Below are 14522 nucleotides of genomic sequence, written 5' to 3'. Positions count from 1 at the left end.
CCGCATCACCGGGATCTTGAACGACTCAGGGCAGCAACCCATCGACCGGCTTGACGATGCCGGTCCGCACCTTGCGCCGGTTCAGGATCGGCGCGTTCATGAACTTCAGCGTCGCCGGATGTTGCGGGTCCAACACGCCAATACGCACCAGCAGGGCGGCTATGGTGCAATTCGCGGCCCGCGTGCTGCCATCGGCGGCCTTCAACGCGATCCCCAGCTTCTTCGTCGGCGCAATCGCCACGAAAAAGCCCTCGGCCCCGGTCTTCAGCGCCACAGGCTCGTGACAGGCCTTCATCAGTTCGGTACAGGCGCGTTTCTCGCCCGCGACCAGCAGCGGATTGGCGATCATCGCCTCGCGCAGCCGCACCGCCGCATCCTGCCGCACGCCGCCGCCCGTCGTGGCATTGGCGAACCAGCCCATCGCCCGGCCGATGCCCCGCATCGTGGTGATCGAGTTCGGCGCGTTGCAGCCATCGGGGGCAAAGCCGGGGCTTCGCTCTCCGGTCAATTCCTCGAACGCCTCGAAACAGGCGCGCTGCACCGGGTGATCCGGGTCCACATACTCCGGCCCGCCATTCAGATGCTTCGACAGGGTCATGAACCCGGCGTGCTTGCCGGAACAATTGTTGTGCACCTGGCAGGGCGATCCATCGGTCTTGATCAGGTGGTTGAACGCCGCCCGGTCCTGCGGCATCTGCGGCCCACAGCGAAAATCGTCATCGCTCAGCCCCAGCCCGTGAATCCAGTCGTTCACCGCCTCCGTATGCACCGCCGCCCCCTGGTGCGACGCACAGGCCAATGCCAGCTGCCGCGGGCCCAGCCCGAACGCGTCGGCCGCACCACTGTCCACCAGCGGCATCGCCTGGATCATCTTGGCCGAACTGCGCGGATAAGTCACCGCATCCGCATCGCCCCAGCCCTCGATCACCTCGCCCTGACCGTTGCAGATCACGGCATGGCCCAGATGCAGGCTTTCCACGATGTCGCCACGCCAGATTTCGGTTAGGGGAACGGCATTTGTCACTTGGGGCCTCCGGTCGTCAGGCAGGTCGTCTCGGCGCATCATTCCTGCGGCAAAAATTCGCCAATTGCACCTTTCATGTCTCGCGTGTTTCAGGCTAATATTGCAATGTCGAGAATGAAATGGCTGCACGTGCAGAAAATTCCGCTAGGGAATGGGTGCCGCCAGGGACAATTGAGGCAAACGGACAGCTTGGAGGCTGGACAAATGGGATCAATCAAAGCATTCGGCATCGCCGGGGCCCTTCTGGCCATGGTCGCGTCGGGCGCAACCGCACAGGAAGAAAGCACCAACCAGGTCGCCGCGAAAACCGCGTGGAGCGTGTTTGAAGACGCCGACCCGAAAGAGTGCTGGGCCGTCAGCTCGCCCACCGAAACAGTGAACACCAAGGATGGGCGCGTTGTCGCCGTCCGCCGTGGCGACATCCTGCTGATGACGTTCTTCCGCCCCGGCGCGGGCGTGCAGGGCCAGATCACCTTTACCGGCGGCTACCCGTTCGCGGGCGGCTCGACCGTGAATATCAATATCGGCGGGTCCGAGTTCGAGATGTTCACCGAGGGCGAATGGGCCTGGCCGGCCAGCGCGGCCGACGACGCCAAGATCATCGCGGCGATGAAGCGCGGCGCGGATGCCGTTCTGACGGCACGGTCCTCGCGCGGGACGATCACCAAGGACACGTTCTCTCTTTTGGGCTACACCGCCGCCCTGGAAGAAGCCGAGAACCGCTGCAAGTAAGCCTGCCTGTAAGCTAGACGATGACGTCACGCGGGGCTGCCGCGCGGCGCAAGCGGTCGTTTATCGCCCGGCCCAGTCCGCTGTCCGGGATCGGTGCCACGGCGATTCCGCCCACATTCGCGGCGTCCAGCCGATGCAGATACCCGAAAAGATTTGCAGCCGCTTCCACCAGGTCGCCGCTGGGCGACAGGTTCAGATCGCTTTCCATCGGCCCGAATCCCAGCAACACCTCGTCCGCGCCCACCTCCGTCGCGTTCAGGCGCACCGCCGCCCCGGGCGCGTAATGCGACGTCATCTGCCCCGGCGCGGTCAGCGTGCCGCCCTCGACGTGCCGCGCCAGCGATGTGCCCAGCGCGGCCTCGATCGCCTCCGCCGGAATGCCCCCGGGCCGCAGCAGCACCGGCGCGCCGTCCAGGCCAAGGATCGTCGATTCCAGCCCCACGTCACAGGCCCCGCCATCCACAATGGCCTCGATCCGGCCCGAAAGGCCCGCCGCCACATGCGCGGCCTCCGTCGGGCTGATCCGGCCCGACGGGTTGGCCGAGGGCGCCGCCACCGGCCCGCCGAATACCCGCACCAGGCTCTGCGCCACCGGATGCGCCGGCACCCGCACCGCCAGCGTGGGCAACTCCGCCGTCACCAACGGGGACAGGCCCGCGTCATCCTTGATCGGCAAGACCAGCGTCAGCGCCCCAGGCCAGAAGGCCGAGGCCAGGATCTCTGCCGCGTCCGACCACTCCACCAACGCCTTGGCGGCCTCTGTATCCGGCACATGCACGATCAGCGGGTTGAACCGGGGCCGTCCCTTGGCCTCGAAGATCCGTGCGACGGCCATATCGTTCCGCGCATCCGCGCCCAGCCCGTAAACCGTCTCGGTCGGAAAGGCGACAAGCCCGCCCGCGCGCCAGACCCTTGAGGCCTGCGCGTATCCTTCCGCATCGGCGGTCAGGTGTCGTGTGTCGAGTGTCATGGCCGGTCTGACGCCGCGTTTCTGTTGCCGTGTCGGGCGGGTGCAATAGTGTTGATGCCAAGCCCAAGTCACAGTTACAGATGCGCGTGCCGGATTCCAAGCCGCGCCGCCCATCGCCATTCGGGAGAAACCGATGCCCTACCGCGCCCCTGTCGAGGATTTCCAGTTCCTGTTCGATCACGTGGTCGGCCTTGATCGTGTTACCGCCACCGACCGCTTCGCCGAGGCGACACCCGATGTCACCTCCGCCATCCTGACCGAGGCCGGCAAACTGTGCGAAGAGGTGCTCGCCCCACTGCAACGCCCCGGCGACCTGCATCCCGCGAAACTTGAAAACGGCGTCGTCCGCACCAGCCCCGGCTTTGCCGAGGGGTACAAGGCCATTGCCGAGGGCGGCTGGGTCGCCATCGCAGCAGATCCCGAACATGGCGGCATGGGCCTGCCCATGACCGTGACCACCGCCGTGAACGACATGATGTCCGCCGCCTGCCTATCGCTCCAACTCAGCCCCCTGATGACGCAAGGCCAGATCGAGGCGCTGGAGCACCACGCCAGCGACGACCTCAAGGCGATCTACCTGCCCAAGCTGGTCAGCGGCGAGTGGACCGGCACCATGAACCTGACCGAAGCGCAGGCGGGCAGCGACGTCGGCGCGCTTTCCACCAAGGCCGTGTCCAACGACGATGGCACCTACGCCATCACCGGCCAGAAGATCTATATCAGCTGGGGCGACAACGACTTCACCCCCAATGTCTGCCACCTTGTCCTCGCGCGCCTGCCCGACGCCAAACCCGGCACCAAGGGGATCAGCCTGTTCCTCGTCCCCAAGTTCATCCCGGACGAGACCGGCGAGCCGGGCCGCGCCAACGATCTCAAGGTCGTCAGCCTCGAACACAAAATGGGTCTGCATGGCAGCCCTACGGCGGTGATGCAATATGACGGCGCCACCGGCTGGCTGGTGGGCGAGGAACATGACGGGATGCGCGCCATGTTCACCATGATGAACAACGCCCGGCTGGGTGTGGGCACCCAAGGGGTGGGCGTGGCCGACGGCGCCTACCAGCACGCGCTGGCCTATGCGAAGGACCGCAAGCAGGGCCGCAGCACGATCCAGAACGGCACCGGCACCATCATCGACCACGCCAACGTGCGCCGGATGCTGGCCACCATGAAGGCCGAGACCTTCGCCGCCCGCGCCATCGCGCTGACCTGTGCCGCCGCCATCGACATGGAAACCGCCACCGCCGCGCCCGACTGGGCCGCGCGCGCCGCGTTCCTGACGCCCATCGCCAAGGCCTTCGGCACATATACCGGCATTTCCGTCGCCAACATGGGCATCCAACTGCACGGCGGCATGGGCTTCATCGAGGAAACCGGCGCCGCGCAATATCTGCGCGATGTGCGTGTCACGGCGATCTACGAAGGCACCAACGGCATCCAGGCGATGGATCTCGTGGGCCGCAAGCTGATGGACGGGGGCGAGGCCGCCTATGCCCTCCTAGACGAGATCGAAAGCACCGCCGAAGCCGCCCGCGCCGAGCACCCCGAACTGGCCGAACCGGTCTGGCAAGCCACCGAGTCCTTGCGCGAGGCGACAGAGTGGATGGTCGCCCAGAACGACATGAACAATCGCTTTGCCGGGGCCGTCCCGTTCCTGCGGGCCTTCGCGCGCGTCCTCGGGGGCCACGCGCACCTTCTGGCCGCGATGCACGACACCGATGGCTCGCGCGCGCGCCTTGCGCGGTTCTACATCACCCGCATCCTGCCCGAGGCGCAGGCGCATATCGCCCACGCCACCGCCGGGGCCGACGACCTTTACGCCTTGGCCCCCGAAGACTTCGCGGCCTGATGGCGGACGGAAGCAAGATCACCACCCCTTGGGACACCGCACCAGATCACGGCGCGGCGGTCGAGGTCGCGCCCGGTATACTGTGGATCCGCCTGCCCCTGCCCATGGCGCTGGATCACGTCAACATCTACGCGCTGGACGAGGGCGACAGCTGGACCATCGTGGATACCGGTGTGCGGATCAAGCGTTCCATCGTGCTGTGGGAGGAAATTTTGGCTGGCCCTTTGCAAGGCAAGCCCGTCTCCCGCGTCATCCTCACCCACCACCACCCCGACCATATCGGCATGGCCGGCTGGCTGATGGACCGCTTCGGCGCGGACCTCCTGATGACCCGCACCGCCTACCTGATGGCCCGGATGCTGATCCTCGACATCGAGGACCGCCCTACCCCGCAGGCGCTCGAATTCTGGCGCCGCGCCGGCATGGACCCCGAAATCTACGAGGCCCGCAAGAACGACCGCCCCTTCAATTTCGCCGACAGCTGCGCGCCCATACCGGTGGGTTATACCCGCCTGCAACAGGGCGGCACGCTCACCGCCGGGCAGCGCACCTGGGACATCCACGTCGGCCACGGCCACGCGCCCGAACACCTGACGCTCTGGTCCCGCGACGACGCGCTGGTCATTGCAGGCGACCAGATCATCTCGTCCATCAGTCCCAACATCGGCGTCTACCCGACCGAGCCCGACGCCGACCCCATCGGCGAATGGCTGGAAAGCTGCGCGCGGCTCTCGGCTCTCGCCCGTCCCGATCAACTGGTCCTCTCGGGTCACAAGCTGCCCTTCACCGGCCTGCCCACCCGGATGCGCCAGCTGGCCGACAATCACCACGGCGCTCTGAACAGGCTGGAAAAACACCTTGCCGTGCCGCGCACCGCCGGAGGCTGCTTCCCCCCGCTCTTCAAGCGCAGGATCGACGGCGGCACTTACGGCCTCGCCCTGGTCGAGGCGGTTGCACATCTCAACCACCTGCATCAGGCTGGCCGCATCACGCGCACCCTGAACGAAGATGGTGCCTGGCTCTGGCAGGCAAAGGACTAGACCCGCAATGGACGACAAGATCGAGACCACCGCCGAACATGTCGAACAGGCGGTCTTCGCCCGCTGCCACGAAGTGCACGCCGATCCCGACACGCGCTGCACCGAGGTGCCCGAGAAACTGGCAACCAAACAGGCCGTGGCGAAAAAGAGTGCCGCGCAGTGGGCCTACGAACGACTGATTCTCTACATCCAGAACTTCGAGAAGACATTGGACAACGAGCACGAGGTCGCCATGGGCTTCGCCGGCGGTGGCCCCGGCACCCTGCGCATCGAGGGCATGGGCTATTTCGATCCCGACATCGTCACCTTCTACGGCTCCGATCCGTCGGGCGCCAAGACCCAGCTGATCCAGCATGTCAGCCAGCTTGGCGTGATGCTCCGCGCTCTGCCCAAACCGCCCGAGACATCCGAGCCGGTGCGCATCGGCTTCCGCCTGGCGCAGGACCTCGAAACGTCTGCCTGACTGCGACGTTCCGGGCCGTGACAGCCGCTTTGAAATCCGTTATCCAGTCGCGAACAGTGACAACCGCACACGAGGATCGGGATCATGGCCAACGAACACAAGCACGGCGAAATGGACATCAAGGTTCAGGAGAAAACCTTCGAGGGCTTCATCAAGGTGTCGACCTATGTCGCGGCCGGCTCCATCATCTTTCTTATTCTGCTGGCGATGATCAACATCTAGGCCGCGCGTTTAAGAAATCGGAAGACATAGACACCCCGCCAGCGGTCTGACGGGGTGTTTTCTTGGCCAAGTCCATCATTCGATGCGCGCGAGCCGCCTTATCCAACCAGGTACAACATCAGGTAAAGCGCGGCACCGCCCGACAGGATGGCCGCGATGATGTTGCGGGTCCATCCCCCCACGACGACCGTGACCGCCGCCGCTGTCAGGCGCGCAGGATCCATCTCTCCCTCCGTGGCCGCAGGCCACAACACCAGCGGCGCCACCAGCCCGGGCAGGATCGCGACAGCCGTGTAGCGCAGGTGCCGCAGCAGCCACGGCGGCAGCGGCCTGTCTCCGACGATCCCGATAAAGAAAAACCGCAGAGCATAACTGCCCAATCCCAGCAGAATGATCACGGTCCAGACGGTTGCGCTGTCCATCACACGCCCCCCTCGGGCTGCGTCCGCCGCTCGACCTCGGCGCCCGTCATCATCGCGGCAATCCCCGCCACGAACAGGCCCAGGTTATAGGGCAGAAAGGCGAATACCAGCGCCCCCACCACCGAGACCACCGCCGCCGCCAGATGTGCCCGCGTGCGCAACATCGGCATGATCAGCGCGATGAACGTGATCGGCACCGCGAAATCCAATGCCATCCACTCGGGGATCGACGTGCCCAGAACGGCACCAACGACCGTGAACAGGTACCAGAACGGGCAGACCGGCACGACCGTCCCCCAGAAATAGACCAGCTTCTGACGCAACGCCCAGTCCCGGTTCTGCTCGAACCGAATGTGCGACAACGCATAGCTTTGATCGACGATGAAATACGCCGCCAGCGCCCGGTGCCACAGCGGCGCACCCCCCAGATAGGGCGTCAACGCGGCGGAATACATCGCCATCCGCAGGTTCACCGCCAGCGCCGAGGCCAGCACCAGGATCACCGGCGCATTGTCCACCATCAGCGCCAGCGCCGTGAACTGCGCCGCCCCCGCGATGACCGCAAAGGAAAAAGTCAGCGCCTCCAGCACGTTCAGTCCGGCCTCGGTCGCCACCACGCCAAAGAGCGTGGCAAAGGGCGACACCACCAAAATAAAGGGGGCCGCATCGCGTACCCCTTTGAAGAAAATCGACTTGTCGGTTTCCGTTGTCATCCGAACATCTTACGTTACCACTTACCGAAGGATGCCTATCCTGCAATTAGAGGGATCGCAATTGGCGAAGACCGACAATCTGAACGCGTACATCATCGCCCCTGACCCCAAGGCGCCGCGCCTGACGCGGGCCGTGGACGGCGTGGACCATGACGGCAATCCAGCAAATATCTCCGTGGTCGAAGAGCGCCCCCTGACGATCTTTCTCAACGGGCAGGAAATCGTCACCGCCATGACCATCGGCGATTATCCCGACTACCTCGCCCTCGGTTTCCTGAGAAACCAGGGGATGCTCAAGGACGGTGAGACCGTGAAGGGCGTCGATTACGACGAGGATCTCGAAACCGTCGTGGTCCGCACCGATGGCGAGACGACCTACGAGGAAAAGCTGAAGAAAAAGACCCGCACTTCGGGCTGTGCCGTCGGCACCGTCTTCGGCGACATGATGGAGGGGCTCGAGGACACGACCCTGCCAGACCTGCGGGTCAAAACCTCGGATCTCTACGCTCTGTCGGCCACGATCAACCGCACGCCGTCCCTCTATCTCGAGGCCGGCGCGATCCACGGCACCGTCCTCTGCCAGGGCGACCGCCCGCTGGTCTACATGGAGGATGTCGGCCGCCACAACGCCGTCGACAAGATCGCCGGCTGGATGCTCTCCGAAGGCATCTCGCCCGACGACAAGCTGCTCTACACCACCGGGCGGCTGACCTCGGAAATGGTCATCAAGACCGCCCTCATGGGCATTCCCGCCCTCGCCTCCCGTTCAGGCTTCACCGCCTGGGGGGTCGAGATCGCCCGCGAGGTCGGCCTTACCCTCATCGGCCGTATGCGCGGCCGCCGCTTTGTCTGTCTTGCGGGCGAGGAACGCCTGGTGCGCGACGCCGACCCGTCCTCGATCCCCGAAGAGGACAAGAAACACCGCCGCAAAAGCGCCGACGCATGAGCTACCGGTTTCAAAGCGACGCGCCCCTCAGCGTCGACCTCTTCATCACGGCCTCCCACCGGCAACCCATGATGAACGCGCTGCACCGCGCCTACCTGCCGATGCAGGCCTTCATCGCCGGTCTCATGGTATTCGTCATCGCCGGCTGCGTCGCCATCGGTTTCCTGCTGATCGCATGGCTGGATGTCCAGGGCACGATCGGAACCACGCTTTTGACGTTACTGCCCTTCGCCCTGGCCACGCTCATCTGGTTCGGCTTCATGCGCAGCATCGCGTGCGGCATCTATCGACGGATGCTCGACTCACCGCTCTACAACGGTCCGGTGCGTTACGACGTCTCGGACAAGGGATTCGCGATGTCGTCGGACACCGCGCACTGGTCCGTGGACTGGCCCGCGATGGACAAGGTCACGCGCCGCCCCCAGGGCATCTTCATGTACGCCGGCGGCTTCATCTACGTCATCCCGCAAGAGGCTGCGCCCAACGATCAGGTCGACGCCATTTGGGCCGACATCAAACGCTGGTTCGAGGCCTCGCAATGACCAGGCCTCTCGGCGTGATCCTCGCGGGCGGCCTCGCCACGCGCATGGGCGGCGGCGACAAGGGGCTGTTGCCCTTGGGCGAGGGCACGATCCTCGATCAGGTCATCGCCCGCCTTGGCCCGCAGGTCTCGGGGCTGGCCCTCAACGCCAATGGCCATCCCGCCCGCTTCGCGCATCTCGGCCTGCCCGTCCTGCCCGACCCCATGCCCGATTTCCCCGGGCCTCTCGTCGGCGTTCTGGCCGGGCTCGACTGGGCTGCGACCGAAGGTGCCGACACCATCGTGACAGTCGCCGCCGACACGCCCTTCTTTCCCGAAACCCTTGTCGCCCACCTGACAGACACGGCACAGGACATGCCCCACCCTCTCGTTCTTGCCGCCACCCCGCGTGGCGACGACGAGAAAACAAAGTCCATGTCCCGCTCCGGTCTCATCCGTCATCCTACTTTCGGCCTCTGGCCCGTGGCCCTGCGCGACGACCTGCGCGCGGCCTTGCAGGACGGGCTGCGCAAGGTGGTGATCTGGACCGAAAAGCACGGCGGCCGCGAGGCGCTGTTTGACATCCCCGGCGATCCGTTCTTCAACGTGAACACGCCCGACGATCTGGCGCAGGCGCAGGAACTGATGAAAGACCGCAAATGAAACTATACGGCGTCGTAGGGTGGAAAAACGCAGGCAAGACCGGCCTCATGGAACGCCTGGTGACCGAGATCACCGGGCGCGGCGTCACCGTCTCCACCGTCAAGCACGCGCACCACTCCTTCGACGTCGATCATCCGGGCAAGGACAGCCATCGCCACCGCGTCGCCGGCGCGACCGAGGTGCTGCTGGCCTCCCGCAACCGCTTTGCCCTGATGCACGAGCTCCGCGACGAGGATGAGCCCACACTCGACACCCTCCTGTCCAAGCTCGCGCCCGTCGACCTCGTCTTGATCGAAGGTTACAAGCGTGACGCCCATCCCAAGGTCGAGGCGCATCGCTCGGTCACCGGTAACCCGCTGATTGCGCCCAATGACCCCACGGTCCGCGCGGTGGCCAGCGACACGCACCTTGACCTCGACCGCCCGGTCTTCGACCTTGACGACACCAAGGCCATCGCCGATTTCATCCTCTCCGAGACGGACCTGTGAAGCCTTTCGACACGGTCGCCATTGTCGACTGGTCCGGCGGCAACGACACCGGCGCGCGCCCCCGCAAAGACGCGATCTGGCTTGGCCTCACCCGCGACGGGACGGATACCGAGCCGCGCTACATACGTAACCGTATCGAAGCCGAAGCCATCCTTGCCGATCTCATCGAGTCTGAGACCGCCGGCAACCGTCGCCTTTTCATCGGCCTCGACTTCCCCTTCGCCTACCCGTCAGGCTTTGCGCGCGCCCTCACCGGCACCGACGATCCGTTCGCGGTCTGGAATTGGCTGTCCGACCACGTCGCCGACACCCCCAAGGCCAACAACCGCTTCGACATCGCAGGCCAGATCAACCGCATCCTCGGCAATGGCACCGGCCCCTTCTGGGGCAATGGCCGCCCCAATCACGACGTCCCCGGCCTGCCGCGCACCAAGCAGGGTTATCAAAACCCCTTCCCCGACCGCCGTACCGTCGAACAGCAGGCCAAGGGCAGCTTCACCTGCTGGCAGCTCTCGGGTGCCGGCGCGGTCGGCAGCCAGGTCCTCACCGGCCTGCCCGTCCTGCACCGCCTGCGCCAGCGGTTCCCAGGCCTGATCGCCACATGGCCGTTCGAGCCGCTCGACAAACCCGTCGCCCTCGTCGAGATCTGGCCGGGCCTCATCAACCCCATCGTCAAGCAGGCCGAGACGCGGGGCGGCATCCGCGACGCCCACCAGGTCCGCCTGCTGGCCCGCGCCGTCGCCCGCTTGCACCCGGGCGATCTGGCCGCCATGCTGGACGTCACCGCCCCGGTCGAAGGTTGGATCATGGGGCTGGGACACGAGGACACACTGATGGCCGCCGCCGACGACACCCTGCGCCCCCCGCCCCTGCGCGACGATTGCTTCGCGCTGCCTGCCGGCGTGGACTGGACGCCGGTGGATGACGCGCTCGCCATGTTGCAGGACCGTTTGCACCCGGTCGTGGGCACCGAGACCCTGCCTTTCACAAAGGCGCTGAACCGCGTGCTTGCCGCCGATGTCACCGCCAGGCGCGCCAACCCGCCCCATGCCAACACCGCCGTCGACGGCTATGGCTTCGCCCATGCCAGTCTGACGGGCGGCGGCCAGACCCTGCCGCTCACACCCGGGCGCGCCGCCGCCGGCAAACCCTTCGAGGGCACGGTGCCCCCGGGCCACGCCCTCCGCATCCTCACCGGCGCCGACCTGCCGCAAGGCGTCGACACCGTGATCCTGCAAGAGGACGTCACTGCCGGCGACAGCGCCATCGCCTTTCGCCCCGGCATCAAACCCGGCGCCAACACCCGCAAGGCCGGCGAAGACGTCCAGGCAGGCGACACCATCCTACACAAGAGCCGCAAGCTGACCCCCGCCGACCTCGCGCTCCTGTCCGCCACGGGCAACACCGACATACCGGTCCATGCCCCGCTGCGCGTTGCGGTCCTCTCCACCGGCGACGAACTGGTCGAACCGGGCGCCACCGCCGCCCCGGGCCAGATCTTTGACGCCAACCGCCCCATGCTGCTCGGCCTGATCGACCGTTTCGGCTTCACCCCCGTCGACCTGGGCCGCGTCCCCGACGACCGTGACACCCTTCGCACCACGCTCGACACGGGCGCGCAAAAGGCCGACGTCATCCTGACCTCCGGCGGCGCCTCGGCAGGCGACGAAGACCACGTCTCGGCGCTTCTGAACGAGGCCGGCGCCATGTCCCAATGGCGCATCGCCGTCAAACCGGGCCGGCCCCTCGCACTCGGGCTTTGGGACGGCACCCCGGTCTTTGGCCTGCCCGGCAACCCGGTCGCCGCACTTGTCTGCACGCTTGTCTTCGCCCGTCCGGCCATGGGTCTCCTGTCCGGCCAGGGCTGGCACCGCCCGCAAGCGTTCACCTTGCCCGCCGCCTTCTCGAAATCCAAAAAACCCGGCCGCCGCGAATACCTGCGCGCCCGCGTCACCGACGGACAAGCCGAGGCGTTCAAGTCCGAAGGCTCGGGCCGCATTAGTGGACTCAGCTGGGCCGACGGGCTGGTCGAACTTCCCGACCACGCCGTCACGATCAGCCCCGGCGACCCGGTCACATATATCCCGTTCGCCAGCTTTCTCTGAACACGCGCTTTCACTGTTCCCCAAATACTCCCGCCGGAGGCGCCTGCCCCCGCACCCCACGACCGGAACCGTGGCGTCACGACAGCCACCGCTTCGAGGCGGCGGCCAAAGGCCGACGCCGAGACGAACCTGCGCGGCGTAGCCGCACCGCCTACCTGCCGTCGTAGCCTTTTTTCTGCGCCTGGTAGAGCCGCGCATATAGCCCGTTCTCGGCCAGCAGTTCCGCGTGCTGGCCCTGCTCCACCAGTTGCCCCGATTCCAGCACGAAAATCCGGTCCGCATCCGCGATCGAACTCAGCCGGTGCGCCACGACGATCGTCGTCTTGCCCTTGGTCAGTCGCGCCAGCGCCGACTTGATTCGCTCTTCCGTCGCCTGGTCCAGAGCCGAGGTCGCCTCGTCCAGCAGCAATATCGGCGCATCCCGCAGGAAGGCCCGCGCAATGGCGATCCGCTGCTTCTGCCCGCCGGACAACTGCGCGCCTTTGGGGCCCACCGGCGTCTCGCCCCGCGCCCGGATCAGGTCGGCGATCTCCGCATCTTCGGCCGCCTGCCAGACCTGCGCGTCGCTCGCCTCGGGGTTCACATACCGGATATTGTCCCAGATCGACGCGTTGAAGATCACGATATCCTGCGCCACCACCGAAAACGCCCCCCGCAAGGCCGCCACCTGCAAGTCCCGGATCGGCGTACCGCCAAAGGTGATATCCCCGCCCTTCACATCGTAGAGCCGTGACAACAGCGACAGGATCGTCGTCTTGCCCGACCCGGTGGAGCCGACGATGGCCGACACCTTGCCGCCTTCGAACGCCATGTTCAGCCCCTCGAAAAGCGGATGATCAGGGGAGTAGGAAAAACTCACATTTTTCAGAACGATATCGCCCCCGGTGTCGAACGCGGTCTTCGCGCCCTCGGCGTCCCGGATGCTCGACTCCTGATCGTAAAGGTTCCGCACCCGGTCCAGCAGCACCAGGTTCGATTGCAACCCGCCAAAGAACTGCGCCAGCAGGCGCGCCGGGTCGAACACCATCACCATCCCCAAAAGGAAGGTGATAATACCGGCACCGTCAACGTCATAGTCCGGCGACAGCACCATGTAGCCGCCACCCCCGATCACCAGCACATAGACAAAGGCCGAGCTGAGGTCGATCGACGGCAATATCAGCGCCTGCGTCACCTGCACCCGGTTCATCAGCCGCCGGATCGCATCGGTGCCTCGCATCAGCCGGTCCTTCTCGACCTCTTCCTGCCGGGCGATCTTGACGGTGCGCATCCCGTTCACCGTCTCCTCGATCCCGTTCATGTAGCCGCCCAGCGCCTCTTCGGCCTCGCCCTGGGCCTGTTTCACCCGGTCCGAGACGAAATTCATCACCATGATGATGAACGGCAGCACCACGATGGCCGACACGAACAGGATCGGGTTCTTCCAGATCAGGTAGCCCGACACCACAACCACCGTCACGGCGTCGCGCAGGGCCCCGGCCACGCCCAGGCCCACGAAAACCCCGATCTGCTGCGTCTGCGTCACCAGTTTCTGCAGGATCTCGCCCGACTTGGTGCGTTCGAAATAGGCAAGGTCCAGCGACATCAGGTGGCCGATCAGGTCCCGCCGCATCTCATAGATCGCCTGGTTCGAGATCTTCACCGTAATCATCGGCGCCAGGAAAGACACGACGCCGCGCACCGCGAACAGCAGGAACACGACGACACAGACCTCGATCAGGTCCCGCATCGCGCCAGACTCGAAGATCACCCGCAAGCCATCCTCGGTCATCGCCAGGAACTGCTGATAGACCAGCCCCTGCACCAGGATCAGAACCAGCACCAGCACCAGCTTGCCGGAATGCTTCCGCAGGTACCCCTGCCAGAACCACCGCATGTTCCGCTTGTCCGCCTCGCTGTATAGCGGCTGACGTTTCTTCGATGGGGTATCGCTCATGTCAGGTGCAATCCGATCACTTCTCACCCGACGCCTATAGAGGCTTCGTCACCAAAGGTCAGCCCCCCGCGCAAGCCCCATACCGGACGCATCGATGATCGCGACCATCAAAATGGCGAAGGTCTGCTTCAAGTCCTTGCAAGAGACTGATGTCGCGCCCCCAGCCGGTTAACAGCCGCGAAGCGGCCCGGCGATCGTCAGCCCCTCCCTTGGGCTGGCGATATGGCGGGGGCTAGGCGCACCGATCATTCTGGGGATGTTTCCGGCAGGCATAAAGTGCTTCAGAATTGCCGTCGGGTCGCCACCCCAGGGGCTGACGATCGCCTCCGTCGTGAACGCCAAATTCGTCCGCATAGCCGACGTCCGGGATGATGAAACCGCCCCGCATATTTCCGCGAGACCACTGGCCTGTTTGGAACTTTATTGCGT

15 protein-coding genes are annotated in these 14522 nt (G+C 65.5%); 10 read left to right on the top strand and 5 right to left on the bottom strand.

Translation table 11 applies throughout. The annotated features are described in order from the left end of the window. Positions 1-25 precede the first annotated feature (25 nt). Entirely contained in the window at positions 26-1024 is a 999-nt protein-coding gene (locus XM53_RS04245; protein WP_201455382.1) for an asparaginase, read from the bottom strand. A gap of 204 nt (positions 1025-1228) precedes the next feature. Between XM53_RS04245 and XM53_RS04240 the strand changes: the two genes are divergently transcribed. Continuing rightward, positions 1229-1756, top strand: coding sequence for an invasion associated locus B family protein (locus XM53_RS04240; protein ID WP_408006047.1), 528 nt, complete (start codon positions 1229-1231; stop codon positions 1754-1756). A 13-nt stretch (positions 1757-1769) separates the two neighbouring features. Here the strand turns inward: XM53_RS04240 and XM53_RS04235 are convergent, their stop codons facing one another. Further along, entirely contained in the window at positions 1770-2726 is a 957-nt protein-coding gene (locus tag XM53_RS04235; protein ID WP_057790624.1) for an L-threonylcarbamoyladenylate synthase, read from the bottom strand. Positions 2727-2859: 133 nt separating this feature from the next. On the opposite strand from XM53_RS04235, the gene XM53_RS04230 reads away from it, so the two are divergent. The 4 genes from XM53_RS04230 (at position 2860) to XM53_RS04215 (ending at position 6300) form a co-directional block, all read left to right on the top strand. Continuing rightward, a complete protein-coding gene (locus tag XM53_RS04230) occupies positions 2860-4575 on the top strand; it encodes an acyl-CoA dehydrogenase (protein ID WP_057790622.1) in 1716 nt (571 codons plus the stop codon). Next, positions 4575-5615 (top strand): MBL fold metallo-hydrolase, encoded by a 1041-nt coding sequence (locus XM53_RS04225; protein ID WP_057790620.1) that lies wholly within the window; start codon positions 4575-4577, stop codon positions 5613-5615. Before XM53_RS04230 ends, XM53_RS04225 begins: the two co-directional genes overlap by 1 nt. A 7-nt stretch (positions 5616-5622) precedes the next feature. Further along, the gene (locus tag XM53_RS04220; RefSeq protein ID WP_057790618.1) at positions 5623-6078 is read left to right on the top strand and encodes a hypothetical protein; all 456 of its coding nucleotides are present in this window, start codon (positions 5623-5625) and stop codon (positions 6076-6078) included. Between the two features lie 84 nt (positions 6079-6162). Further along, positions 6163-6300 (top strand): aa3-type cytochrome c oxidase subunit IV, encoded by a 138-nt coding sequence (locus XM53_RS04215; protein WP_057790616.1) that lies wholly within the window; start codon positions 6163-6165, stop codon positions 6298-6300. A gap of 98 nt (positions 6301-6398) precedes the next feature. Here XM53_RS04215 and XM53_RS04210 read toward each other — a convergent pair whose 3' ends face one another. Beyond that, a complete protein-coding gene (locus tag XM53_RS04210) occupies positions 6399-6722 on the bottom strand; it encodes an AzlD domain-containing protein (protein ID WP_201455381.1) in 324 nt (107 codons plus the stop codon). Next, positions 6722-7435 (bottom strand): AzlC family ABC transporter permease, encoded by a 714-nt coding sequence (locus XM53_RS04205; RefSeq protein ID WP_057790612.1) that lies wholly within the window; start codon positions 7433-7435, stop codon positions 6722-6724. Before XM53_RS04205 ends, XM53_RS04210 begins: the two co-directional genes overlap by 1 nt. A 31-nt stretch (positions 7436-7466) precedes the next feature. On the opposite strand from XM53_RS04205, the gene XM53_RS04200 reads away from it, so the two are divergent. The 5 genes from XM53_RS04200 to XM53_RS04180 are packed head-to-tail and all read left to right on the top strand — an operon-like array spanning position 7467 to position 12157. Beyond that, positions 7467-8381, top strand: coding sequence for a formate dehydrogenase accessory sulfurtransferase FdhD (locus XM53_RS04200; RefSeq protein WP_057790610.1), 915 nt, complete (start codon positions 7467-7469; stop codon positions 8379-8381). Continuing rightward, positions 8378-8923: a hypothetical protein gene (locus XM53_RS04195; protein ID WP_057790608.1), complete on the top strand. Its 546-nt coding sequence runs from the start codon at positions 8378-8380 to the stop codon at positions 8921-8923. Before XM53_RS04200 ends, XM53_RS04195 begins: the two co-directional genes overlap by 4 nt. Next, positions 8920-9564, top strand: coding sequence for a molybdenum cofactor guanylyltransferase MobA (gene mobA / locus XM53_RS04190; RefSeq protein WP_057790606.1), 645 nt, complete (start codon positions 8920-8922; stop codon positions 9562-9564). The genes XM53_RS04195 and mobA overlap by 4 nt, the downstream gene beginning before the upstream one ends. After that, positions 9561-10052, top strand: coding sequence for a molybdopterin-guanine dinucleotide biosynthesis protein B (gene mobB / locus XM53_RS04185; RefSeq protein WP_057790604.1), 492 nt, complete (start codon positions 9561-9563; stop codon positions 10050-10052). Before mobA ends, mobB begins: the two co-directional genes overlap by 4 nt. Continuing rightward, positions 10049-12157 (top strand): molybdenum cofactor synthesis domain-containing protein, encoded by a 2109-nt coding sequence (locus tag XM53_RS04180; RefSeq protein WP_057790602.1) that lies wholly within the window; start codon positions 10049-10051, stop codon positions 12155-12157. The genes mobB and XM53_RS04180 overlap by 4 nt, the downstream gene beginning before the upstream one ends. A gap of 151 nt (positions 12158-12308) precedes the next feature. Here the strand turns inward: XM53_RS04180 and XM53_RS04175 are convergent, their stop codons facing one another. Continuing rightward, positions 12309-14093 (bottom strand): ABC transporter ATP-binding protein, encoded by a 1785-nt coding sequence (locus XM53_RS04175; protein WP_057790600.1) that lies wholly within the window; start codon positions 14091-14093, stop codon positions 12309-12311. Positions 14094-14522 lie beyond the last annotated feature (429 nt).

It is taken from the genome of Roseovarius atlanticus, from assembly GCF_001441615.1.
GTDB lineage: Bacteria > Pseudomonadota > Alphaproteobacteria > Rhodobacterales > Rhodobacteraceae > Roseovarius > Roseovarius atlanticus.
This window is presented reverse-complemented; position numbering and strand designations above follow the sequence as displayed.